At 68.2% G+C, this 22,584-nt stretch carries 24 protein-coding genes and 1 tRNA gene; 10 read left to right on the top strand and 15 right to left on the bottom strand.

All coding sequences use genetic code 11. The annotated features are described in order from the left end of the window. Positions 1–74: 74 nt before the first annotated feature. Together CDN99_RS10625 and CDN99_RS10620 are read right to left on the bottom strand one after the other, a co-directional pair. Complete coding sequence (locus tag CDN99_RS10625) at positions 75–713, bottom strand: CoA transferase subunit B (protein WP_088384808.1); 639 nt, start codon at positions 711–713, stop codon at positions 75–77. A gap of 10 nt (positions 714–723) precedes the next feature. Continuing rightward, entirely contained in the window at positions 724–1,425 is a 702-nt protein-coding gene (locus CDN99_RS10620; protein ID WP_088384807.1) for a CoA transferase subunit A, read from the bottom strand. A 184-nt stretch (positions 1,426–1,609) separates the two neighbouring features. Here CDN99_RS10620 and CDN99_RS10615 point away from each other — a divergent pair, with 184 nt between their 5' ends. The 4 genes from CDN99_RS10615 (at position 1,610) to CDN99_RS10600 (ending at position 5,397) form a co-directional block, all read left to right on the top strand. Then, on the top strand, positions 1,610–2,017 hold the full coding sequence (locus CDN99_RS10615; RefSeq protein WP_088384806.1) for a PaaI family thioesterase: 408 nt from the start codon (positions 1,610–1,612) through the stop codon (positions 2,015–2,017). A 10-nt stretch (positions 2,018–2,027) separates the two neighbouring features. Continuing rightward, positions 2,028–2,582: a LuxR C-terminal-related transcriptional regulator gene (locus tag CDN99_RS10610; protein WP_088384805.1), complete on the top strand. Its 555-nt coding sequence runs from the start codon at positions 2,028–2,030 to the stop codon at positions 2,580–2,582. Between the two features lie 289 nt (positions 2,583–2,871). Continuing rightward, entirely contained in the window at positions 2,872–3,228 is a 357-nt protein-coding gene (locus CDN99_RS10605; RefSeq protein WP_088384804.1) for an HU family DNA-binding protein, read from the top strand. A gap of 264 nt (positions 3,229–3,492) precedes the next feature. Beyond that, positions 3,493–5,397 carry a B12-binding domain-containing radical SAM protein gene (locus tag CDN99_RS10600; protein ID WP_202820249.1) on the top strand — a complete coding sequence of 635 codons (1,905 nt, stop codon included), beginning with the start codon at positions 3,493–3,495 and terminating at the stop codon, positions 5,395–5,397. A gap of 15 nt (positions 5,398–5,412) precedes the next feature. Here the strand turns inward: CDN99_RS10600 and CDN99_RS10595 are convergent, their stop codons facing one another. Then, the gene (locus tag CDN99_RS10595) at positions 5,413–6,747 is read right to left on the bottom strand and encodes a cyanophycinase (RefSeq protein ID WP_088384802.1); all 1,335 of its coding nucleotides are present in this window, start codon (positions 6,745–6,747) and stop codon (positions 5,413–5,415) included. A 208-nt stretch (positions 6,748–6,955) separates the two neighbouring features. On the opposite strand from CDN99_RS10595, the gene CDN99_RS10590 reads away from it, so the two are divergent. Further along, the gene (locus CDN99_RS10590) at positions 6,956–7,987 is read left to right on the top strand and encodes a hypothetical protein (RefSeq protein WP_088384801.1); all 1,032 of its coding nucleotides are present in this window, start codon (positions 6,956–6,958) and stop codon (positions 7,985–7,987) included. A gap of 6 nt (positions 7,988–7,993) precedes the next feature. Here CDN99_RS10590 and CDN99_RS10585 read toward each other — a convergent pair whose 3' ends face one another. The 5 genes from CDN99_RS10585 to CDN99_RS10565 form a co-directional block, all read right to left on the bottom strand. Beyond that, positions 7,994–8,233: a hypothetical protein gene (locus CDN99_RS10585; RefSeq protein ID WP_088384800.1), complete on the bottom strand. Its 240-nt coding sequence runs from the start codon at positions 8,231–8,233 to the stop codon at positions 7,994–7,996. An 81-nt stretch (positions 8,234–8,314) separates the two neighbouring features. Continuing rightward, the gene (locus tag CDN99_RS10580; RefSeq protein ID WP_088384799.1) at positions 8,315–8,734 is read right to left on the bottom strand and encodes an acyl-CoA thioesterase; all 420 of its coding nucleotides are present in this window, start codon (positions 8,732–8,734) and stop codon (positions 8,315–8,317) included. Between the two features lie 26 nt (positions 8,735–8,760). After that, complete coding sequence (locus tag CDN99_RS10575) at positions 8,761–9,399, bottom strand: YceH family protein (RefSeq protein WP_193531704.1); 639 nt, start codon at positions 9,397–9,399, stop codon at positions 8,761–8,763. 64 nt (positions 9,400–9,463) lie between these two features. Beyond that, the gene (locus tag CDN99_RS10570) at positions 9,464–10,246 is read right to left on the bottom strand and encodes an SDR family oxidoreductase (RefSeq protein ID WP_088384798.1); all 783 of its coding nucleotides are present in this window, start codon (positions 10,244–10,246) and stop codon (positions 9,464–9,466) included. A 151-nt stretch (positions 10,247–10,397) separates the two neighbouring features. After that, a complete protein-coding gene (locus CDN99_RS10565; protein WP_088384797.1) occupies positions 10,398–10,799 on the bottom strand; it encodes an OsmC family protein in 402 nt (133 codons plus the stop codon). A gap of 276 nt (positions 10,800–11,075) precedes the next feature. On the opposite strand from CDN99_RS10565, the gene CDN99_RS10560 reads away from it, so the two are divergent. Then, positions 11,076–12,761, top strand: a complete 1,686-nt coding sequence (locus CDN99_RS10560) for an electron transfer flavoprotein-ubiquinone oxidoreductase (protein ID WP_088384858.1) — start codon at positions 11,076–11,078, stop codon at positions 12,759–12,761. 100 nt (positions 12,762–12,861) lie between these two features. Here CDN99_RS10560 and CDN99_RS10555 read toward each other — a convergent pair whose 3' ends face one another. The 7 genes from CDN99_RS10555 to cysS form a co-directional block, all read right to left on the bottom strand. Continuing rightward, complete coding sequence (locus CDN99_RS10555; RefSeq protein ID WP_088384796.1) at positions 12,862–13,491, bottom strand: FMN-binding negative transcriptional regulator; 630 nt, start codon at positions 13,489–13,491, stop codon at positions 12,862–12,864. Between the two features lie 171 nt (positions 13,492–13,662). Further along, positions 13,663–13,755: transfer RNA gene (locus CDN99_RS10550), tRNA-Ser, on the bottom strand. A 118-nt stretch (positions 13,756–13,873) separates the two neighbouring features. After that, positions 13,874–15,145: an aspartate kinase gene (locus CDN99_RS10545; protein WP_088384795.1), complete on the bottom strand. Its 1,272-nt coding sequence runs from the start codon at positions 15,143–15,145 to the stop codon at positions 13,874–13,876. Between the two features lie 128 nt (positions 15,146–15,273). Beyond that, positions 15,274–16,614, bottom strand: coding sequence for a tRNA lysidine(34) synthetase TilS (tilS, locus tag CDN99_RS10540; protein ID WP_088384794.1), 1,341 nt, complete (start codon positions 16,612–16,614; stop codon positions 15,274–15,276). Next, positions 16,583–17,554: an acetyl-CoA carboxylase carboxyltransferase subunit alpha gene (locus CDN99_RS10535; RefSeq protein WP_088384793.1), complete on the bottom strand. Its 972-nt coding sequence runs from the start codon at positions 17,552–17,554 to the stop codon at positions 16,583–16,585. Before CDN99_RS10535 ends, tilS begins: the two co-directional genes overlap by 32 nt. A gap of 138 nt (positions 17,555–17,692) precedes the next feature. Beyond that, a complete protein-coding gene (locus CDN99_RS10530; RefSeq protein ID WP_088384792.1) occupies positions 17,693–18,346 on the bottom strand; it encodes a DNA-3-methyladenine glycosylase family protein in 654 nt (217 codons plus the stop codon). Next, on the bottom strand, positions 18,346–19,746 hold the full coding sequence (cysS, locus tag CDN99_RS10525) for a cysteine--tRNA ligase (RefSeq protein WP_088384791.1): 1,401 nt from the start codon (positions 19,744–19,746) through the stop codon (positions 18,346–18,348). The genes CDN99_RS10530 and cysS overlap by 1 nt, the downstream gene beginning before the upstream one ends. Positions 19,747–20,040: 294 nt before the next feature. On the opposite strand from cysS, the gene CDN99_RS10520 reads away from it, so the two are divergent. The 4 genes from CDN99_RS10520 (at position 20,041) to CDN99_RS10505 (ending at position 22,516) form a co-directional block, all read left to right on the top strand. Continuing rightward, positions 20,041–20,577: a tetratricopeptide repeat protein gene (locus CDN99_RS10520; RefSeq protein WP_158218814.1), complete on the top strand. Its 537-nt coding sequence runs from the start codon at positions 20,041–20,043 to the stop codon at positions 20,575–20,577. 65 nt (positions 20,578–20,642) lie between these two features. Further along, positions 20,643–21,206: a peptidylprolyl isomerase gene (locus CDN99_RS10515; protein ID WP_088384789.1), complete on the top strand. Its 564-nt coding sequence runs from the start codon at positions 20,643–20,645 to the stop codon at positions 21,204–21,206. Positions 21,207–21,218: 12 nt separating this feature from the next. Beyond that, positions 21,219–21,722 (top strand): peptidylprolyl isomerase, encoded by a 504-nt coding sequence (locus CDN99_RS10510; protein WP_088384788.1) that lies wholly within the window; start codon positions 21,219–21,221, stop codon positions 21,720–21,722. Beyond that, positions 21,719–22,516 (top strand): UDP-2,3-diacylglucosamine diphosphatase, encoded by a 798-nt coding sequence (locus tag CDN99_RS10505; RefSeq protein WP_238139457.1) that lies wholly within the window; start codon positions 21,719–21,721, stop codon positions 22,514–22,516. Before CDN99_RS10510 ends, CDN99_RS10505 begins: the two co-directional genes overlap by 4 nt. The last annotated feature ends 68 nt before the right edge of the window (positions 22,517–22,584 follow it).

Here is a 22,584-nt window from a genome sequence, read left to right as displayed (position 1 = left end):
GAGCACGCGCATGAGCCCTTGCTCGAATGGCCCCGCCGCATCAAAGCGCGACGACCGGGGATCCCCCGCACACGTCAGACCAGCGTCACTCCGGTCTTGCTCTGCACGAACTCGCGCGTCACGTCGGGCGCCAGCTCCACCAGCTTCAGCCCTTGCGGCGTCACGTCCATCACCGCGAGGTCCGTGATGATGCGGTTCACCACCCCGACGCCGGTCAGGGGCAGCGTGCACTTGGGGATCAGCTTGAGGTCCTCGGTGCCGTCCTTCTTGCGCGCGACGTGTTCCATCAGCACGATGACGCGGGGCACGCCGGCGACGAGGTCCATCGCGCCGCCCATGCCCTTCACCATCTTGCCGGGGATCATCCAGTTGGCCAGGTCGCCATGCTCGCTGACCTGCATCGCGCCGAGGATGGACAGGTTGATCTTGCCGCCGCGGATCATCGCGAAGCTGTCATGGCTGCCGAAGATCGACGAGCCCGGGATGGTGGTCACGGTCTGCTTGCCGGCGTTGATCAGGTCGGCGTCGACCTCGTCCTCGGTCGGGAACGGGCCGATGCCGAGCATGCCGTTCTCGCTCTGCAGCCAGACTTCCTTGTCGGCGGGAACGAAGTTGGCCACCAGCGTCGGGATGCCGATGCCGAGGTTCACATAGAAGCCGTCTTCGAGCTCCTGGGCGGCGCGGGCCGCCATCTGGTCTTGGGTCCAGGGCATGTGTCTCTCCTCAGGCGGCGGGGCGGATGGTGCGCTTCTCGATGCGCTTTTCGGGATTGGCGTTGTGCACGATGCGGTGCACGTAGATGCCGGGCAGATGGATCGCGTCGGGATCCAGATCGCCGACCTCGACGACCTCCTCGACCTCCACCACCGTCACCTTGCCCGCCATCGCGCACGCCGGATTGAAGTTGCGCGCGGTGCGGCGGAAGATCAGGTTGCCGCTCTTGTCCGCCACATGCGCCTTCACCAGCGCCACGTCGGGATTCAGCGCCCGCTCCATGACGTATTGATGGCCGTCGAATTCGCGGATCTCCTTGCCCTCGGCCACCAGCGTGCCGACACCGGTCCGCGTGAAGAAGGCCGGGATGCCGGCGCCGCCGGCGCGCAGCTTCTCGGCCAGCGTGCCCTGCGGCGTGAACTCCAGCTCCAGCTCGCCCGCGAGGTATTGGCGCTCGAACTCCTTGTTCTCGCCGACGTAGCTGGAGATCATCTTCCTGATCTGCCGCGTCTCCAGCAACTGGCCCAGGCCGAAGCCGTCGACGCCCGCGTTGTTGGAGATGACCGTGAGGCCCTTGACGCCGCTGTCCCGCAGCGCCGCGATCAGCGCCTCCGGAATGCCGCACAGGCCGAAACCGCCGACGGCGAGCAACTGGCCGTCGCCGACGATGCCTTCCAATGCCGCATGGGCACTGGGGAAAACCTTGTTCATCCGATGTCTCCTGGTTCGTTCCCGCCTGGCGCGCGGGATGGCTTGGAACTGGTCGGCAAATCTACTACGTAAGCCCTTACGTAGCGCTACGTAGAATTGATTAAGCAAGCGCCGCAGAGCCCCCCGCCACCCACGATCTCCGACAGCCGCGCCAGCGTGCCACGGAGACGCCCGAGGAAGCCCCATGCCCCTGACCCTCGATCAACTGCGCGACGAGATCCCGCGGATCTTCGCGCCCTGGATCGTCGCACTCGGCCTCGATCCCGTCCATGCCGAGGACGGCCTGCTGCGTCTGGAGATGCCGGTCGCGGCGGACCTGGTCCATGTCGGCGGCGTGATGTGCGGGCAGGCCAGCATGGCCGCCGCGGACACGGCGATGGTGCTGCTGATGATGCGCGAGCTCGGCGAGTTTCGCCCGATGACGACGGTGCAGTTGCAGTCGACGTTCATCCGCCCGGTGTCCGGCGCGCGCTGCACGGTCGAGGCCCACCTGCTGCGCCGCGGCAGGAACCTCGCCTTCGGCCGCATCGACCTGCTCGACGAGCAAGGCCGGCTCGCGGTCCAGTCGACCACCACCTACGCGCTGCTCTGACGCCCGCCCGATGACGCTGGACTACCGCACCGCCTTCGACCAGGCCCCGATCGGCCTGGTGATCTCCGAGAACCGCCTGATCAAGGACTGCAACCGCCTCGTGCTGGAGATCTTCGGCGCGCAGCGCGAGCAGTTGATCGAGCGCAGCTTCGAGCTGCTCTATCCGACCCACGCCGAATTCGAGCGCACCGGCGAGCGCATCGTCGCCAGCCTCGATGCCAAGGGCTATTACGCCGACGAGCGGGTGATGAAACGCGTCGGCGGCGAGCGCGCCGGCGAGCTCTTCTGGTGCCATGTCTCGGGCCGCGCGCTGGACCCGGCACGCCCGCACGCCAGCGGCATCTGGAGCTTCGAGGACCTCTCGGCGACGCGCCAGCTCAAGGCCGACCTCACCCCGCGCGAGCGCGAGATCGCGGCGCTGTTGATCGAGGGATTGACCAGCAAGCTGATCGGCAAGCGGCTCGGCGTCAGTCCACGCACCGTGGACGTCTACCGCGCGCGCCTGATGAAGAAGTACGGCGCGGCGAGCACGCCGGACCTGGTCCACCGCCTGCTCGTGTCGTGAGAAATTCACGCGCGCTCAAGCGCATTCGGGTGCGCGCGCCGGCGACATCGGCCTGCGCGGCCGCGATGCCCCTCGGAAGACCCTGAGTTTGCGTGGGGACAACGCCGTTTCAAGCGCTCACAACATCGCCGCCAACCCCGATCAACAGGGCACTTGCGCAAGACCTGTCCCCGGATGGGCGATTTCATCGGTGATTTGCGGGGCAACCCGGGGATGCGACCCTGATTTCTCGCGCACAATACGCGCCGTCCGGCTCCTTACCGGGCTTAACTTGCAAGAGTCCAAACGAATGAACAAGACCGAACTGATCGAACACCTGGCTTCCAAGCATGAGCTGACCAAGGCCGAAGCCGGCCGCATCCTGGAAACGCTGCTGGACGCCGTGGTCACCACGGTGAAGAAGGGCGGCGCCGTGTCCATCCCGGGCTTTGGCTCCTTCAAGCAGCACGCTCGCGCCGCCCGCACCGGCGTGAACCCCAGCACCGGCGACAAGATCAAGATCGCCGCCGCCAAGCTGCCGAAGTTCACCCCGGGCGCCGGCTTCAAGGCCGCTGTCGACCCGAAGGCCGCCGCCCGCAAGGCTGCCGCCAAGCCGGCTGCCAAGGCTGCCGCCGCCAAGCCCGCCAAGAAGGCCGCCAAGAAGTAAATCGCTTCTGGCGCGCGGCCGATGTGAATCGGCCACGCCCCGATCGCCGCCGTGCCCATGGGGCCTCGCGGCGGTCCCGAACAAACCCGGCCAACGCCGGGTTTGTTTTTTTGCTTCTACAGTTGCCGCATGTCCGCCGCCGCGCCCGCCGTCGCCCCCGCCGAATCGCCCGTCTCCGACGCCTTCGCCGCCGCCCTCGATGCGGCGCCCTTGCCGCCGGCCGCGCCCGGCGCCGGGCTGCGCGTGCTGTCGCTCATCCCGCCGATGACGCAGCTCAACACGCCCTACCCGTCGACCGCATATCTGACCGGTTTCCTGCGCTCGCGCGGCATCACCGCCGCGCAGCGCGACCTGGCGCTGGGACTGGTGCTGAAGCTCTTCTCGCGCGACGGCCTGAAGCAGGTGCGCGGCGCGGTCCACGCGATCCCGCTGCCCGACCGCGGCATCGCGTCGCGCCATTTCGACGACGACTTCGATCGTTACCTGGCCACCATCGCGCCGACGATCGCCTTCCTGCAAGGCCGCGATCCGACGCTGGCCCACCGCATCAATTCACGCGCCTTCCTGCCCGAGGGCACGCGCTTCCAATCGCTGGAGGTCTACGTCTCCGAGGACGGCGAGGATCCGCTCGCCTGGGCCTTCGGCGCGCTCGGCCTGCAGGATCGCGCGCGGCATCTGGCGACGCTGTACCTGAACGACCTGGCCGACGTGCTGCGCGAATCGGTCGATCCGCGCTTCGAGTTCGTCCGCTATGCCGAGCAGCTCGCGACCAGCCAGCCCACCTTCGATCCTCTGCACGACGCGCTGGGCGCGCCGCCGAACCTCGTCGACGACCTGCTGCGCACGCTCACACTGGAGGCCATCGACGCGGAGCGACCCGATGTCGTGCTGCTGTCGGTGCCCTTCCCCGGCGCGGTCTACGCGGCGCTGCGCATCGGCCAGACGATCAAGCGTGAGCGGCCGGCGATCCGCGTCCTCTTCGGCGGCGGCTTCGTCAACACCGAACTGCGCGAGCTCACCGAGCCGCGGCTCTTCGATTACGTCGACTACGTGACGCTCGACGCGGGCGAGCGCCCGCTGCTCGCGCTGCTGGAGCACATCGCGGGCAGGCGCGGCCGCCAGCGACTGGTGCGTTGCTTCGTCCGCGACGACGCGGCGACCGTCGACGGCGACGGCGACGGCGCCTCGCGAGGGCCCGTCCGCTACATCAACTTCGTCGAGCCCGACGTGCCCTTCGAGGACGTCGGCACGCCCACCTGGGACGGCCTGCCGCTGCACGACTACCTGTCGCTGCTGGACATGCTCAACCCGATGAACCGGCTGTGGAGCGACGGCCGCTGGAACAAGCTGACGATCGCGCATGGCTGCTACTGGAAGAAGTGCAGCTTCTGCGACATCACGCTGGACTACATCTCGCGCTACGAGGCGGCCTCGGCGAAGACGCTGGTGGACCGCATCGAGGCGATCGTCGCGGAGACCGGGCAGACCGGCTTCCACTTCGTCGACGAGGCGGCGCCGCCCAAGGTGCTGCGCGCGTTGGCGCAGGAGCTGATCGACCGCGGCGTCGCCATCAGCTGGTGGGGCAACGTGCGCTTCGAGAAGACCTTCACGCCGGAGCTCTGCCAACTGCTCGCCGACAGCGGCTGCATCGCCATCAGCGGCGGGCTGGAGGTGGCGTCGGACCGCCTGCTCAAGCTGATGCAGAAGGGCGTGTCGGTCGAGCAGGTCGCGCGCGTGACGCGCGCCTTCACCGAGTCCGGCATCCTGGTGCACGCCTACCTGATGTACGGCTTCCCGACGCAGACGGTGCAGGACACCGTCGACGCGCTGGAGTACGTGCGCCAGCTCTTCGAGCACGGCTGCATCCAGAGCGGCTTCTTCCATCGTTTCGCCTGCACGGTGCACTCGCCGGTGGGCCAGGATCCGGCGGCCTTCGGCGTCGAGCTGCTGCCGCTGCCGCCCTCCCCGTTCGCGAAGAACGACGTCGGCTTCGTCGACCCGACCGGCACCGATCACGACGCGATGGGCGACGCGCTGAAGAAGGCGCTCTACAACTTCATGCACGGCATCGGCCTGGAGCAGGACGTGCGGCGCTGGTTCAGCGTGCGCGTGCCCAAGCCCAAGGTCGCGCGGCAGTTCATCGAGCAGGCGCTGCAACAGCAGCGCTGACGGCGCCGCCGGCGTTCAGCGCATGCCCGCCGGCGCGATGAAGGTCCCGCCAGCCCCCGTCGCCGCGCCCGCGGCGGCGCTCGGATCGGGCAGGCGCACCGGCCGCACGTCGAGCCGCACATCGAGCAGCGTCACGTCGTTGCCATCGCCATCGCCGTCGATCCAGCCCTGCGTGTCGGCGCCGCGATAAAGGCGGAAAACGAAACCCGTCCGATCGCGATCCGCCGTCGCGCCGGGGCGCACGCGGGACGCCATCGCCCGGACCTCGGTGGCCGGCGAGGTCAGCAGCTCCGTCATCGCCTGCACGATGCGGTTGTCGCCAAGGATGTCCGGCTGGAAGCTGTCCACCGGCCCGCGGCCCGCCGTGGATGGGCCCGCCGCGGACACGCGCACGGGCATCGGCCCGCCGGCCGCCGTCTTGCGGGCCGCCGGCATCGTCACGCCAGTGCGCAGGTCGTGGCTGTCGCCGTTGTCCAGATAGCTGAGGCGGGCGCCGCGCACGTTCAGCACGTCCAACGACGGATCGCTGCGCGCGTCGCGCAGGTCGACGAGCAACGCGCCCCGCCCGCCGACGATGTCGACGCGCTGGTCGTGGATGACGGCGGCGGTGTTCTCCTCGATGCCCAGGCCCAGTCGATAGCCCTTGGCCAGCATCAGCGGCAGCATGCGGCCGATACGTCCGCGCTTGAGGAAGTGCTGGTCGACGAACAACTGGTCGCCGATGAACCCCAGCCCCTGGTCGACCTCCTGCCCGTCGCGCATCTGCCCGCGCATCACGCCCATGACATCGAGCGCGTCGCGGAACATCGTGCGGCTCATGATCGCCGCGCCGGCGCTGGTGCCGGCGACGACGCCGCCGCGCCGGTACACGTCCCAGATCGCGTCCAGCATCGCAGTCGGCTTGCCGCCGGGCTGCAGCGTGTCGACGATGAACCCCTGCGCGCCGCCCGAGAAAAACACCGCGTTGGACGCCCGCACCTTGGCGAGCAGCACGGGATCGGCGAGGTTCTTCTGCAGGTCCGCGCCTTCCAGGCGCGGCGCGACGGGAATGTGCTCGGCCAGGGCGCCGTGGCGCTGGAGCACGTCGATGATGGCCTGCGCCGACCGTTCCGGCGCGACGGAAGCGGTGGCCAGCACCGCGAAGCGCGCGCGGCCAGGGCCGCCGGCCTCGTCGACGATGCGCTGCCAGACCGCATCGTTGTCCATGCGCAGCGCCCCGCCAATGACGATGGCGGTCTGCGCCTGTGCGCCGTGCAGTCCGAACATCGCCAGCAGCGCGAGCGAGCCGCGCAGCGCCACACGCCACGGCAGACGCGCGAATCGGACGGGGAATGAGCCGAAGGTTCGCATCCGCACATCTTGCACGGCTCGCGTGCAAAGGAAATGGGCGTATCCCGGGATCAGGGGATCGGCAGCGTGGGGTCGCGGTTGGAGCGGGCTTGTGCTAGCGAAGGGCCGGCCCCGCGGTGCGTCGTCCGTCCTTCATTGATGGGATGACGAACACGAGGCCCGTTTCCATACTGCCGGCGCCCATCCATCGGTGGGTCGGGAGGCGCGCATGACCACGGAGATCTACTCGCATCAGGACCTGATGGACGACCGGATCGACTTCAATCAATTCGTGCCAGTCATCGCGCACGGAGATTCCTGGGGCTCTTTCGGCTCATTGCCGCCGTGGATCACGGGCAGCCTGTTCAATCACATGGACTTCGGCAAGGACGTGGCCATCGTCAACTATGCGATGCCGGGGCAACTGCTGCGCGACCTGCCCGATCCGAAGCGTTTCGCGAAATTCAATCTCGCGATGACGTTGCGCGGCATGCCCAACTGGCGCGCCATGCTGATCTCGGGAGGCGGCAACGACCTGATCGACTGGATACGGCGCGGTGAAGGCGTCGACATCACGCATCGCATCCTGCGGTATCCCGACGAATGGCTGCCGGTCAGCCAGGGTCCGACCCGCTATCTGTCGCAAGCCGGCTGGGTGAACCTGTGCCAGGAGCTGCTGAATGCCTACGTCAAGCTGGACGCGCTGCGAGACGGCAACTACGCGCAGATGGAGATCGTCACCCACGTCTACGACTACATGACGCCGCGTTTCGCGCCGGCGTTGAACGGCGTCTCGGGACCGTGGATGGCGCCCGGCTTCCACGATGCGGGGATCCCCGCGGACCAGTGGCAGGCGGTCGCGCGCGTGCTGGTGGACGGGTTCCACGACTTCCTGGTGAATCAGGTGAAGTCCAAGATCGGCGGCTTCGTGGTGCTGGACACGCGCGGCGGCTCCATCCCGGCGGCGCCTGGCACGACGGGCATCAGCAACGACTGGGCGAACGAGATTCACCTCACCGCCTCCGGCTACGACAAGCTCGCGAAGGCGAAGTGCGACGCGACGCTGCAGGACCACGCGCAGTACTGGACGACGGGCGCGACGGCCGGCGTGGTGGCGCCGAGCCCTCAGCCCAAGGGACTGCTCGCGAAATCCCTGGCGAAGGGCAAGCCGGCTGCTGCCAGGCCGCCGGCGAAGGGGGGCGCCGGGAAGGTCGCCAAGAGCGTGGTGAAGGTCGGGAAGAAACGCGGCAAGCGCGGCTGACTCGGATCAGGCGCGGTGGTCGCCACCCCACCGATTTTTCCGCCGAGCCTTGCGGATGCGGTAGATCAGCAGCGGGACGAAAACCGCCAGGCCGATGACCACCAGCGGGACGGCGCTGCCGCCCTTGCCGGGGTGGGTCACGTCGCGCAGCAGGTCCATCAGCTGACCGAAGCCGCGTGTGATTAGCCAGAGGAAGAAGAACGAGACCAGCGCGGAGAGCGCGAGGCCGATCAGAGTGCGTTTCATGGAGTCCGGGATGCTACCCGGTTCGATGGCGTGCCGCCGCCGGCCGCCACCGAACGGCTGATGCGGCGGTCGCCGCAGGATTCAGGGGATCTTCTCGCGCAGCCAGTCCGGCAGCGGCATCGACTTCTGCAGCGCGGCGTCCTGCCAGACGGTCGTCGCGCCGCCGGAGGCGTAGATCACGCCAGGCTCGTCGAGCCGTTCAAGCGTGATCCAGGTGTCGAAGCTGGAGCGTCCCGGGTTGGAGACGTAATGCTTCGCGAGAACCTCGCCGGGATAGGTCAACTGGCGATGGAAGTTGCAGAACGCGTTGACGATCACCGGTCCCTGCCCCGCCGGACTGGGTGCGCCGCCGAGGCTGTCCAGCCATTCGACGCGCGCCATTTCCAGGTAGCGGAAATAGACGGTGTTGTTGACGTGGCCCATCGCATCCATGTCGCCCCAGCGGATCTGGATGCGGGTCTCGTGGACGAGCGTCTTGTCGGCGGGAAGGTCGAAGCGCATGAGGACCAGGCAGCGGTTGACGTCGATCAGGGGCTGATGCCCAGCTCCGACTGGATGCGCGCCACCGCCGCCTTCAACTGCTCGACCTCGGCGCGCAGCGCGGCGATCTCTTCATCGCGCGCGCTGGACGAGGACGACGGGGCCGACACCGCGCTCGCCACCGGCAACGCCGGCTCGCCGCTCAGCAGATGCGCCCAGCGCGCCTCGCGCGCACCGGGCGCCTTCGGCAGCTTGACCGCCAGCGCGGGCTCGCGCGCGGCGAGCTCGTCGAGGAAACCTTCCACCGACGAGACGTCCGCGAAACGATGCAGCCGCTCGCAGTTCAACCGCAGCTCGGCCGAGGTCTGCGGGCCGCGCAGCATCAGCACCGCCAGCAGCGCCTCCGCCTGGCCGGGGATGCCGTAGACGCGCTTCATGTTGTGCTCGAAGCGCGCCACGCGGCTGCCGCTGACGGTGTTGACCAGGCTCATGGACTTCAGTTCGTCCAGCACCGCGGCCACGTCGGCCTCGCCCGCGTTCATCACGGGATCGCGGGCGGTCTTCTGGTTCACGCCCAGCGTCAGGCTGTTCAGCGACATCGGATAGCTGTCCGGCACGGTGGATTCCTTCTCCACCAGCACCGCCAGCACGCGCGATTCCAGCGCGCTCAGTTCTCTCACAGCCATCGGCCTGCTTTCTCTTTCTGGTCTCGAATCTCTCTCGTCGGCGCCGCGCGCGCCGGCCGGCGCGTCAGACGCCGAAGCCGTCGTCCGCCTGGATGATCGCGCCGTTGATGAAACGGCTCTCCTTGGCGCACAACATCAGCAGCGTCGTGTCCAGGTCCTGCGGCACGCCCACGCGCTTGCGCGGCAGCAGCTCCACCAGCTTGCGGCCCTGGTCGGTCGTCCAGTGGTGATGGTTGATCTCGGTGTCGATGTAGCCGGGGCAGATGGCGTTGACGTTGATGTCGAACTTGCCCCACTCCAGCGCCATCGCCTTGGTCATGTGGATGACCGACGCCTTGCTCATCGCGTACACGCCGATCTGCGACAGCACGCGCAGCCCCGCCATCGACGCGATGTTGACGATGCGCCCGCCGGTGTACGTGCCCGGCGCCGCGCCGCGCGCCCGCGCCAGCATGCGCTTGCCGACTTCCTGCGCGACGAAGAAAGCGCCGCGCACGTTCGTGTCCATCACGAAGTCGAAGTCCTCCGGGCTGACGTCCACCAGCCGCTGCGTCGTGCTGACGCCGGAGTTGTTGATCAGGATGTCCAGCGTGCCGACCTCGGTCTCGGCGCGCGCGACCGCGGCCTTGATGCTGTCGATGTCGGTGACGTCCATCTGGACGACATGGGCGTCGCCGCCGCCGGCCTCGATCTCGGCGCGCAGCGCCTTCAGGCGCTCGACGCGGCGGGCCGCCAGCACCACGCAGGCGCCGGATTTGGCCAGGGTCCTGGCGAATTGCGCGCCCAATCCGCTGGACGCGCCGGTGACGAGGGCCACGCGGCCCTCCAGATCGATGCTGTAGCTCATGGCAAGGTCTCTCGCAAAACTTCTCGTGTGACCGGACAGGTGCCGGGCACGATAGCACGCACGCGGGGTCAGGCGATGATCCCCGCATGACATCGCGCGACGCGGGAATCGATCCCCCGCGGCGCCCCCGCCACCCGCCGTCAGCCGGCCGTCAACCGGCCATCACGGTCTCGATCTCGGTGGTCACCTGCGTCATCAGCTTGTGGACGGGGCACTTCGCCGCGACCTGCAGCAGCCGCTCGCGGTCCGCGTCCGTCAGGTCGCCGACGAAGGTCATCGAGGCCCTGAGCTTGTACGTGCCTTGCTGCTCCTGCGAGCCGTCGCGCTCGACCTCCACCAGCACGTCCTCCACCGGCAGGCCCTTGCGCTGTGCGTACCAGAGCACCGTCAGCGCCTTGCACGCCCCGAGCGCGGCGTCATAGAGTTCGTGCGGGTCGGGACCCGCGTCCTCGCCGCCACCGGCGACCGACTGGTCCGCCGTCAGCGTGTGATTGCGGATGCGCACCGTCTGCCGCATCGGACCGGTCTTGTCGCGCTGGATCTGAATGCTCATGGGAGTTCCCTCTCGTTGAATCTGCGGCCCATGGTACGGCGCATGCCCCATCGGCGGGAGCCCCGTTCGGGCGAGCCTGGGCGATGTCGCCACCACCCGCCGGACCGGCCTGGCGAGCCCTGCGACGGCCGTCTCGATTCGACAAATAGCACGATCGTTCTTTTTTGCCATTCGCACGGCTAGAATGCGCCGCAACCCGCCCCAGCCAGACAGCGAGTCCCCCCTCGCCCACCAGCGATCGGCCAGGGCGCCCCATTAGAACGAGCAAGGATGACCATGACCTCCGAAGAACTTGTTGCCCAGTACGGTCCGCGCGACAGCATGGAATACGACGTCGTGGTCGTCGGCGGCGGCCCCGGCGGGCTGTCCACCGCGATCCGCCTGAAGCAGCTCTCGGCGGAGAAGGGCCAGGAGATCTCGGTCGTCGTGCTGGAGAAGGGCTCGGAGCCCGGCGCGCACATCCTGTCGGGTGCCGTCATGGACCCGAAGGCGATCACGGAGCTGTTCCCCAACTGGAAGGAACTGGGCGCCCCGCTCAACCAGGAAGTCACCGCCGATCAGGTGCTGTTCCTGGGCGAGACCAGCCACACCGACACGCCGCAGTTCCTGATTCCCCGTTGCTTCCACAACCACGGCAACTACGTCATCTCGCTGGGCAACGTCACGAAGTGGCTGGCCCAGCAGGCCGAGGCGCTGGGCGTGGAGATCTTCCCCGGCTTCGCCGCCGCCGAGGTGCTCTACGACGAGCAGGGCCGCGTCAAGGGCGTGGCCACCGGCAATGTCGGCCTGGGCAAGGACGGCGAGCCGCACGAGGGCTTTCAGCTCGGCATGGAGTTGCACGGCAAGTACACCGTCTTCGCCGAGGGCGCGCGCGGCCACCTGGGCAAGCAGTTGATCGCGAAGTACCAGCTCGACGCCGGCAAGGATCCGCAGACCTATGCGATCGGCATCAAGGAGCTCTGGGAAGTGCCCGCCGACAAGGCCCAGGCCGGGCTGGTGGTGCACACCGCCGGCTGGCCGATGGACGGCGAGACCTACGGCGGCGGCTTCCTGTACCACCTGGAGGGCAACAAGGTCACGCTGGGCTTCGTGGTCGGGCTGGACTACAAGAACCCGTGGCTGTCCCCGTTCGAGGAAATGCAGCGCTGGAAGACCCATCCCGCGATCCGCAAGCACATCGAGGGCGGCAAGCGCCTGGGCTACGGCGCCCGCGCCATCACCGCCGGCGGCCTGCTGAGCCTGCCCAAGACGGTGTTCCCCGGCGGCGCGCTGATCGGCTGCGAGGCCGGCTACCTGAACGCCGCCCGCATCAAGGGCAGCCACGCCGCGATCAAGACCGGCCTGATGTGCGCCGAGGCGATCGCCGACGCGCTGGCCGCGGGCCGCTCGCAGGACGAGCTCAGCGCCTACCCGGCCGCCTTCGAGCAGAGCTGGCTGCGCGACGAGCTGGACCAATCGCGCAACTTCAAGACCTGGTTCAAGAAGGGCACCAAGGTCGGCACCTTGATGACCGGCATCGAGCAATGGCTGCTGCCCAAGCTCGGCATGAAGAGCCCGCCGTGGACCATCCACCGCGACAAGCCCGATCACGCCTACCTGCGCCCCGCGTCGGAGATGCCCAAGATCGTCTACCCGAAGCCCGACGGCAAGCTGACCTTCGACCGGCTCTCGTCGGTGTTCGTCTCGAACACCAACCATGAAGAGAACCAGCCGGCCCACCTGACGCTCAAGGACGCCAGCGTGCCCGTGAACGTCAACCTGGCGAAATACGCGGGCCCGGAGAGCCGCTACTGCCCGGCCGGCGTCTATGAGTTCGTGAAGAACGACGACAACACCGAACGCCTGCAGATCAACGCGCAGAACTGCGTGCACTGCAAGACCTGCGACATCAAGGACCCGACCCAGAACATCGTCTGGGTGACGCCAGAGGGCGGCGGCGGGCCGAACTACGTGAGCATGTGAGGCAGCTGCCTCGCCCCACGACGACCAGGCCCGCCGAGCGCGGGCCTTGTGCTTTTCGTGGCGGCGACCGCGGAGGGCCGCGCGCAATCCCGAGCGGGCCTCAGCGCGGCTGAAGCTCCCGCACCCAGCTCGCGAGGATCTGCTCCTCCAGCGAGCCATGCTCCTGGTGCGCGAGGATGCGCTCGCGCTCGGCCGGGCTGCGGTTCTGACTGATCTTGGCCTTCATCGTCCAACGCGCGACGGGGATGCGGAAGCCCACGATCGCGCCCAGCATCTTGCGCTGGTAGTCGGCGGGCAGGCCGCGCCACTGCGCGGCATAGTCGGGCTCCTGCGTCGCGATCAGGCGCTTGAGCAGCGCATCCTTGCCGGACTCGTCGTCGATGACCTGCACGCCGCCATGCACTTGCAGCGTCAGGTAGTTCCAGGTCGGCACCGCGAGCGGCGTGTCGTAGAGACTGGGCGAGATGTACGCGCCCGGGCCGTTGAACTGCACCAGCACGTCGTCGAGCGCCCCTGACGTCAACGCAGCCACATGCGGATTGGCACGCGCGAGGTGACCTTCGAGCCACCAGCCCTCGCCCTCGGCGGGGGCGCCCCAGATCATCGGCACGGGCGTCGCGGAAAGACCGTGCGTGGGGTCGTTCAACATCAACGTGGCCAGCGGATGTTCCTGGATCATCAGCCGCGCGTGCGAGAGATCCGGCAGGTCGAAGTGCTTGGGCGTGTACATGCGGAGACTGTAGAGCACATCCCCCGTCGCCGTGGCAAAAGATCCTGCTTGCAAGTCCGATGAACACGGGCGTCGCAGGCCGTGACACGCCGTGACACGACGTGGAGTCGCGATCGCGGCCCCCAATGCAAAAACCCCCGCAGCTTGCACTGCGGGGGCTTCACATCTGGTTGGCGGAGACGGAGGGATTCGAACCCTCGATGCAGGTTTTGCCCGCATACTCCCTTAGCAGGGGAGCACCTTCGGCCACTCGGTCACGTCTCCAACCGGAGAAGCAGCGACTATAGCATGGCTTCTCGACCCCTCAAGTGAAACTCCCGGATCGAAACGCATCACCAGCGGCTCGAGCGCCACGACGGTGCGATCCAGGGAACGTTTCAACTCAAGCGGAAACTTCCTGGTCCAGATCGAACGCGCGATGCAACGCGCGCACCGCCAGCTCCATGTACTTCTCGTCGATGACGACCGAGGTCTTGATCTCGCTGGTGGTGATCATCTGGATGTTGATGCCCTCTTCCGACAGCGAGCGGAACATCTTCGACGCCACGCCCACATGCGAGCGCATGCCGATGCCGACGATCGAGACCTTGCAGATGCGCTGGTCGCCGACGACCTTGGCCGCCTGCACCGCCGGCCCCACGGTCTTCTCCAGCAGCTCCATCGTGCGCTGGTAGTCGTTGCGGTGCACGGTGAACGAGAAGTCGGTCTTCCCGTCCTGCGACACGTTCTGGATGATCACGTCGACGTCGATGTTGGCGTCGGCCACCGGCCCCAGGATCTGGAACGCGATGCCCGGCTTGTCGGGCACGCCCAGCAGCGTCACCTTGGCTTCGTCGCGGTTGAAGGCAATGCCGGAGACGACGGCTTGTTCCATGTTTTCGTCCTCTTCAAAAGTGATCAGGGTGCCGGACTTGGCTTCCTCGTTGATGTCGATGTCCCACGGCGTGAAGCTGGACAGCACGCGCAGCGGCACGAGGTACTTGCCCGCGAATTCCACCGAGCGGATCTGCAGCACCTTCGAGCCCAGCGACGCCATTTCCAGCATCTCCTCGAAGCTGATGGAATGCATGCGGCGCGCTTCCGGCACGACGCGCGGATCGGTCGTGTAGACGCCGTCGACGTCGGTGTAGATCAGGCATTCGTCAGCCTTGATGGCCGCGGCGATCGCCACTGCCGACGTGTCCGAGCCGCCCCGGCCCAGCGTCGTGATGTTGCGGTCCTCGTCCACGCCCTGGAAGCCGGTGATGACCACCACCTTGCCGGCGTCGAGGTCGGCGCGCACCTTCGCGTCGTCGATGCTCTCGATGCGGGCCTTGGTGTACGCGTTGTCGGTCGACACACCCACTTGCCAGCCGGTGTAGCTGACGGCGTCCATGCCCTCGGCCTGCAGCGCGATCGCCAGCAGACCGACCGACACCTGCTCGCCGGTCGAGGCGATCATGTCCAACTCGCGCATCAGCGCGGGCGAGGAACTGGTCGGGGACAGGTCCTTGGCCAGGCCGAGCAGGCGGTTCGTCTCGCCGCTCATCGCCGAGGGCACGACGACCATCTGGTGGCCCGCGCGCGCCCACTTGGCGACCCGCTTGGCCACATTGCGAATGCGGTCGGTCGACCCCATCGAGGTGCCGCCGTACTTGTGAACGATCAATGCCATGGGAGTGTCAGAGGACTGCTGAGGGACGCCGTGGCGGCGTCCGCATTACCGCGGGAAGGAGTGCGCCGCGACCACAGCCGGCGATTCTAAGCGGCGCCATAGGCGGCACCCGCGCGCGTCATGCGTGATCAGCATGCATCCGGCGTCCAGCGCAGCGCCATTTGTGCTTCATCGTCGGCGTGCAGCAGGCGCGCATCCAGGCCCAGGCCGGGCACGAACAGCAGTCGCCCGTCGACGTGGATCAGGGGCCCTTCCCTCTGGGCAGCGGGGATTCCCGCGGTCTGCCAGCATTTCTTGAGCGACCGCGGCACCCCCTTGCCATGCGCCTGGAAGCGCTCGCCGCCTTCGCGTGGACGCAACTCGACGTTGCTGAGCCGGGAAAGCCCGATGCCGTCGGACGTCACGGGCTCGACATCGAGCGTCCCCCGCCAATCGGGCATCGCGTGCCGGCCCGGGCGCGCGAGATCGACGCGCTGCGCGGCCACGGGCTCGGCGTGCTCGGGCGCTCGGGGCCGCACGGCGAAACGTCCGCGGTACAGGTGCAGTGTCACGTCGCCCAGCGGCCATTGCGCGATCACCGCCTCCGGCGCTTCGACCAGCAGGCGACGGATCAGCGAGGCGGGCGCCGCGCGTTCGGTCTCCCGATGCAGCCAGGCCCGCAGCGCGTTGGTGGCGCGCGCGGCGCTCAGGCTGCGCAGCATTGCCTGCGACAACCCCGTGGCATCGGACCACCGGCGCAGATCCTCGGTGGCGATTTCACGTTGCAGTTCGGTGGCCTGCTGCGCCCACTCGGCGGCGCGCGCCAGCGCCGCCTCGGCGCCGGGTGATTGCGCGCACAGCGCCGGCCACACGCGCAGGCGCAACTGATTGCGGGCGTAGCGTGGGTCGGTGTTGCTGTCGTCGTCGATGAAGGTCAGGCGGTGCTCGGCGACGTAGGCCTCGACGGCCTCGCGCGGACGGTCCAGCCAGGGCCGGACCCAGCACACGCCGTCCCGCCACTGCGCGCGCGGCATGGCCGACAGGCCCGCCGATCCGGCGCCGCGCAGGGCCTGCAGCAGGAACGTCTCCGCCTGGTCGCGGCGATGGTGCGCCAGCAGCAGCAGGTCGGCGCCGGCGGCCAGGGTCAGGCGTTGCAGCGCCGCGTGCCGACCGGCGCGAGCCCAGGCCTCGATGCTGTCGCCGGCCGCGGGCGCGCCGCTCAGGCGTTCATGGCGAAGCTCGATCGGCAGGCCGGCATCGACCCACGCCGACACTTGCCCGCTCACGTGGTCCAGCCACGCGTCGGCCCGCGGATTCAGCCCATGGTGAATGTGCAACGCCACCACGTGCAAGCCCAGCGAGCGGGCCGAACAGGCGGTGGCGTGGAGGAGCGCCGTCGAATCCCGGCCGCCGCTGCAGGCGACCGCGAGCACGCGGCGGGACGACCGGGAGCCGGACTCAGCGGCTCTTGGTGTCGCCGAATCGGCCATAGGCCTGCAGGCGCTCGTAGCGGCGGTCCAGCAGATCCTTGGTCTTCAGGTCGGAGACCTGGCGCAATGCGTCGCCCAGCGCGCGCTTGAGGCTGGAGGCCATCTGCTTGGGATCGCGATGCGCGCCGCCGACCGGCTCGCTGACGATCTTGTCGATCAGGCCGAGCGCCTTCAGGCGATGCGCGGTGATGCCCAGTGCCTCGGCCGCCTCGGACGCGCGCGCCGCCGTCTTCCACAGGATGGAGGCGCAACCTTCCGGCGAGATCACCGAATAGGCCGAGAACTGCAGCATCAGCACCTGGTCCGCCACGCCGATCGCCAGCGCGCCGCCGGAGCCGCCCTCGCCGATCACGGTCGCGATGATGGGCACTTCCAGTTGGGCCATCTCGAAGATGTTGCGGCCGATCGCCTCGGACTGGCTGCGCTCCTCGGCGCCGATGCCGGGATACGCGCCCATCGTGTCGATGAAGGTGAACACCGGCAGGCCGAATTTCTCGGCCAGCTTCATCAGGCGCAGCGCCTTGCGATACCCCTCGGGACGCGGCATGCCGAAGTTGCGCAGCGTGCGCTCCTTCGCGTCGGCGCCGCGCTGATGGCCGATCACCATGCAGGCCTGGCCGTTGAAACGCGCCAGGCCGCCGACGATCGCGGCGTCGTCGGCGAAGTGGCGGTCACCGTGCATTTCCTGGAACTCGGTGAAGACCTCGTTGCAGTAGTCCAGCGTCTGCGGACGTTGCGGGTGGCGCGCGATCTGGTAGACCTGCCACGGCAGGACGTTCGCGTAGATGTCCTTCGTGAGCTGGTGGCTTTTCTTGCCGAGGCGGTCGATCTCTTCGGAGATGTCCACCGCGGATTCGCTCTGCACGTAGCGCAGCTCGTCGATCTTGGTTTCGAGCTCGGCGATCGGCTGCTCGAATTCGAGGAAATGTTTCTTGCTCATCCTGCTTGGTCTCTCAGAGATGACGGCCGGGCCCGGCCATTCGACGATCCGCCCGGTAGGGTCCCCAAACGGGACGCGCCGCAGGGTGGGCGGCGCGGGATCGTTATGGAGTCGTTGTGGCTGTGGGCTGCCGGCGCCTCAGTAATCCACCGGAAGCGGATCAAGGCTGCGCCAAATGTACCATGTGGCCACCGAGCGATACGGCGCCCAGCCCTCGCCCAGCTCCCGGGCTTCCGCCCTTGAAACCGGCTCGTCGCTGAAGTAATGCTGGCCGATGCCCTTGAGCAGGCCCAGGTCGTCCAGCGGCAGGACATTGGGTCGCATCAGGTGGAAGATCAGGAACATTTCGGCCGTCCAGCGACCGATGCCGCGGATGGCGACCAGTTCGTCGATGATCGCCTCGTCCTCCATCTGCGCCCATTGGCGCACGTGGACCTGGCCGGATTCGAAGTGCTGCGCCAGGTCGCTCAGGTACTCGACCTTGCGTGCGGACAGGCCGACGCCGCGCAGCGCGTCCTTCTCCAGGCCCAGCACCTCCATCGGCTTGATGCGGTTGGACGGCCCGGAGGTCAGCTCCGCGAGCTTGTCCCAGACGCTCTGCGCCGCCTTCACCGAGATCTGCTGACCGACGATGGACCGGGCCAGCGTGGTGAACGCGTCGCCGCGGCTTTGCAGCCGGGCCTCGCCGAATTGGGGGATGAGCTTCTTCATCACCCGGTCGCGCTTGGCCAGGTGGCGGCAGGCTTCGTCCCAATAGTCCGGGGTCACCCCGGCGGTCGACACACGCGCCATCAGGCCTGCTCTCCGGCCTTCACGCCCGTGCGGACCCAGCTCGTGCCGGCCGCCGAATCCTTCAGCTCGATGCCCTGCGCGGTCAGCGCCTGGCGGATGCGGTCCGCCTCGGCGAAGTCGCGCGCGGCCTTGGCCGCGGCACGGGCCGCGATCTGCGCCTCGATCGCGGCTTCGTCCAGGCCCGCGCCCGATTGCAGGAAGGCCTTGGGCGCCTGCTGCAGCACGCCCAGCACGCCGCCGAGCGCCTTCAGCAGGCCGGCGTCGGTCGCCGACCGGTCGCGGTTGACCTGATTGGCCAGCTCGAACAACACCGCCAGCGCGCCGGGGGTGTTGAAGTCGTCGTCCATCGCGGCCTTGAACGCCGCGGCATGCCCTTGCGTCCAGTCGATCGCGACGTCCGCCGGCGCGACCGTGTCCAGCGCCGTGTACAGGCGGCGCAGCGCGGTGCGAGCGTCGTCCAGGCTCACGTCGCTGAAGTTGAACGGACTGCGGTACTGCGTGCGCAGCATGAAGAAGCGGATCGATTCGCCATCGAACTTCTCCAGCACATCGGCAATGGTGAAGAAGTTGTTCAGGCTCTTGGACATCTTCTCGCCATCGACGTTCAGGAAGCCGTTGTGCATCCAGACATTGACGAACGGATGGCCGAAGGCGCCCTCGCTTTGCGCGATCTCGTTCTCATGGTGCGGGAACTGCAGGTCCATGCCGCCGCCGTGGATGTCGAAGCGCTCGCCCAGCAGCGCGCAGCTCATCGCGGAGCACTCGATGTGCCAGCCCGGACGGCCCTCGCCCCAGGGGCTGGACCATTTGGCCTCGGCCGGCTCGTCGACCTTGGCGGACTTCCACAGCACGAAGTCCAGCGGGTCACGCTTGCCGTCGTCGACCGCGACGCGCTCGCCGGCGCGCAGTTGGTCCGGCGACTTGCCACTGAGCTTGCCGTAGCCCTCGAACTTGCGCACCGCGTAGTTCACGTCGCCGCTGTCGGCGTGGTAGGCCAGGCCCTTGGTCTGCAGCTTGCCGATGATGTCCAGCATCTGCGGGACGTAGTCGGTCGCGCGCGGCTCATGCGTGGGCGTGGCGATGCCCAGCGCCGCGAAGTCGCGGTGCATGGCGGCGATCATTTCGTCGGTGAGCTGGCGGATCGTGATCCCGCGCTCCAGCGCGCGGCGGATGATCTTGTCCTCGATGTCCGTGATGTTGCGGACGAAGTTGACGTCGTAGCCGCTGGCCTTGAGCCAGCGGTAGACGACGTCGAACGCGATGTTCATCCGCGCATGGCCCATGTGGCACAGGTCGTAGACGGTGATGCCGCACACGTACATGCGGACGCGGCCCGGCTCGATCGGTTGGAAGGGCTGCAGCTGACGGGTCAGCGTGTTGAAGATGCGCAAGGAAGACATGGATAAGTCGGCGCCGGACGCCCCCGCGGCGTGTCGCCGCACGCACGGGACGCCGCTACCGCCGGGTCTGCGAGGGATCGCGGGACGTCGGCGCGTGGAACGGTTCGGGCTGTGTGGGCGGCGGGTCGGCCGGGTGGCGAGCGGGAGACGAAAGCTCGCTCTAGAATGCTCGGCAGTATAGCGGCCCGACCATTCGACAACTCCGGGCAGACCCTGGCCGGCCCCGCGGACCACGCCGCTGCCCCGGCCCGCGACCGCCCCGTCACCGTCCGCCCCCGGCCCGACCCCTCCACCATGCAAAGACTCCACGCCCTGCTCCGCATGTGCTGCATCGCCCTGGCGGCGACGGCCGCCGCGCCCCTGCTGCATGCCGCCACCATCGACGATGCCCAGGCCCTGTGGGCCTCCGGCAAGCGCGATCTGGCGGTCAAGACGGCCGAGGACGGCCTGAAGGCGACCCCCGACGACCCGCGCCTGCGCTTCGCGCTCGGCACGATGCTGCTGGAGCAGCAGCAGCTGGAGCGCGCGCGGGTGCTCTTCGTGGGCCTGACCGAGGACTTCCCGGACCTCGCCGACCCCTACAACAACCTGGCCGTCATCCACGCGGCGCGCGGCGAGTACGAGCCCGCGCGCCAGTCGCTGATGCGCGCGCTGGATCTGCAGCCCGACCATGCGCAGGCACAGGAGAACCTCGGCGACGTGCTGATGCGCCTGGCGCAGCAGGCCTACGAGCGCGCGCTGAAGCAGGCGCTGGGCGACGACACCGCGCTCAAGCTCAAGCTGCAGCGCGTGACCGCGTTCAACAACGTCAAGGGCGCCCAGGCCCGCTGACCGGCGACGTCCGGTTCGCGTCCGAGGCGCTTTCCCCTTCTCTTCTTCCAAGGCTCATCCGCATCATGAGGACCACCCCACGCCTGCTGATCTCCGCCGCCCTCGGCCTGGCCTGTGCCTTCGCGCAGGCTCAGGTCGTCAAGCTGAGCACGACGCTGGGCGACATCAAGATCCAGCTCGACCCCGAGAAGGCGCCCAAGACCGTCGCCAACTTCCTGGGCTACGTGAAGGCCGGCCACTACAACGGCGTGATCTTCCATCGCGTCATCGACGGCTTCATGATCCAGACCGGCGGCTACACGCCCAACCTGGCCCAACGCCCGACCAAGCCGCCGATCCCGCTGGAGGCCGGCAACGGCCTGCTCAACATCCGCGGCAGCATCGCGATGGCGCGCACCGGCGACCCGAACTCGGCGACCTCGCAATTCTTCATCAACGTCGTGGACAACCCCGGACTCGATCCCGGCTATGCCGCGGACGGCCGCGGTTACGCGGTGTTCGGTTATGTCCTCGAGGGCATGGAAGTCGTGGACCAGATCCGCGCCGTGCAGACGGTCAAGAAGACCGCCGCATTCCAGAACCTGCCCGCCACGCCCGTCCTCATCAACAAAGCCACCGTCGAAAAATAAGGAGTCCCCGACATGAGCAAGAAAGTCGAACTGCATACCAACCACGGCCTGATCACGCTGGAGCTGGATGACGCGAAGGCCCCGGCCAGCGTCGCCAACTTCCTGGCCTACGTCGCCAAGGGTCACTACGACGGCACGATCTTCCACCGCGTCATCAAGGGCTTCATGGCCCAGGGCGGCGGCTTCGAGGTCGGCATGAAGCAGAAGCCCACCGACGCCCCGATCCAGAACGAGGCCAACAACGGCCTGAAGAACGACAAGTACACCGTCGCGATGGCGCGCACCAACGCGCCGCACTCGGCCAGCGCGCAGTTCTTCATCAACACCGTCGACAACGACTTCCTGAACTTCAAGAGCGAGAGCGCTTCGGGTTGGGGTTACGCGGTGTTCGGCAAGGTCGTGGGCGGCACCGACATCGTGGACAAGATCGAGAAGGTCAAGACCAGCCGGTCCGGCTTCCATGACGACGTGCCGGCCGAGCCGGTGATCATCGAGCGCGCCGTCGCCGTCGAGTGAGGTCCGGACCCACATCGTCCCCCCCCCTGCCCCAGGCCCTGACGCCGCTCGACGCGGCGCCGGGCTGGCGGCGGATCGACCTGCTCTCGGATCTGCACCTCTCGCCGGACATGCCGGCGACGCTGGCGCGATTCCGGGCGCACCTGGCGGCGACGCCGGCTGATGCGGTCTTCCTGCTCGGTGACATCTTCGAGGCGTGGGTCGGCGACGACGCGCGCTGGCAAGCCGGCACCTTCGAGCAATTCGCCCTGGAACTGCTGCGCGACGTGTCGCGGCACCGTGCGCTGTTCTTCATGCATGGCAATCGCGATTTCGTGCTCGGCGAGGCGATGGCCGCCGACGCCAGCATGCGCCTGCTGAGCGACCCGACGCGATTGAACGCCTTCGGCCACACCTGGCTGCTGAGCCACGGCGACCAGTTGTGCCTGGAGGACGTCGGCTACCTCCGTGCCCGCGCGATCGTGCGGCGGCCTGACGTGCAGGCGACCCTGCTGGCGCTGCCGCTGTTCGCGCGCCGCGCCCTGGCCCGGCATCTGCGCGCGAAGAGCCGGATGCATCAGACCGATCCTGGCCGCTGGGCCGACGTCGACGACGATGCCAGCCGCGACTGGCTGAAGGCGTCGGGCTGCGACACGTTGATCCATGGCCACACGCACCGGCCGGCGACGCATGACCTCGGCGACGGCCTGACGCGGGTGGTCCTGTCCGACTGGGACTACGACCACGGCCCGGGACGAGGCGATGTGCTGGTCATCGATGCCGACGGCCTGCGCCGGATCGAGCCTTTGACCTGACGGCCGCGTACGCCGCCCGTCGCGCGACCGCGCCGCCCATCGACCCGCCCGTCACCCGTTCCACGATC

Origin of the sequence: Roseateles aquatilis, assembly GCF_002205645.1 — a bacterium.
Lineage (GTDB): Bacteria > Pseudomonadota > Gammaproteobacteria > Burkholderiales > Burkholderiaceae_C > Roseateles > Roseateles aquatilis.
Note: the sequence above shows the minus strand (reverse complement) of the source record. Positions and strands in the feature narration are given on the sequence as shown.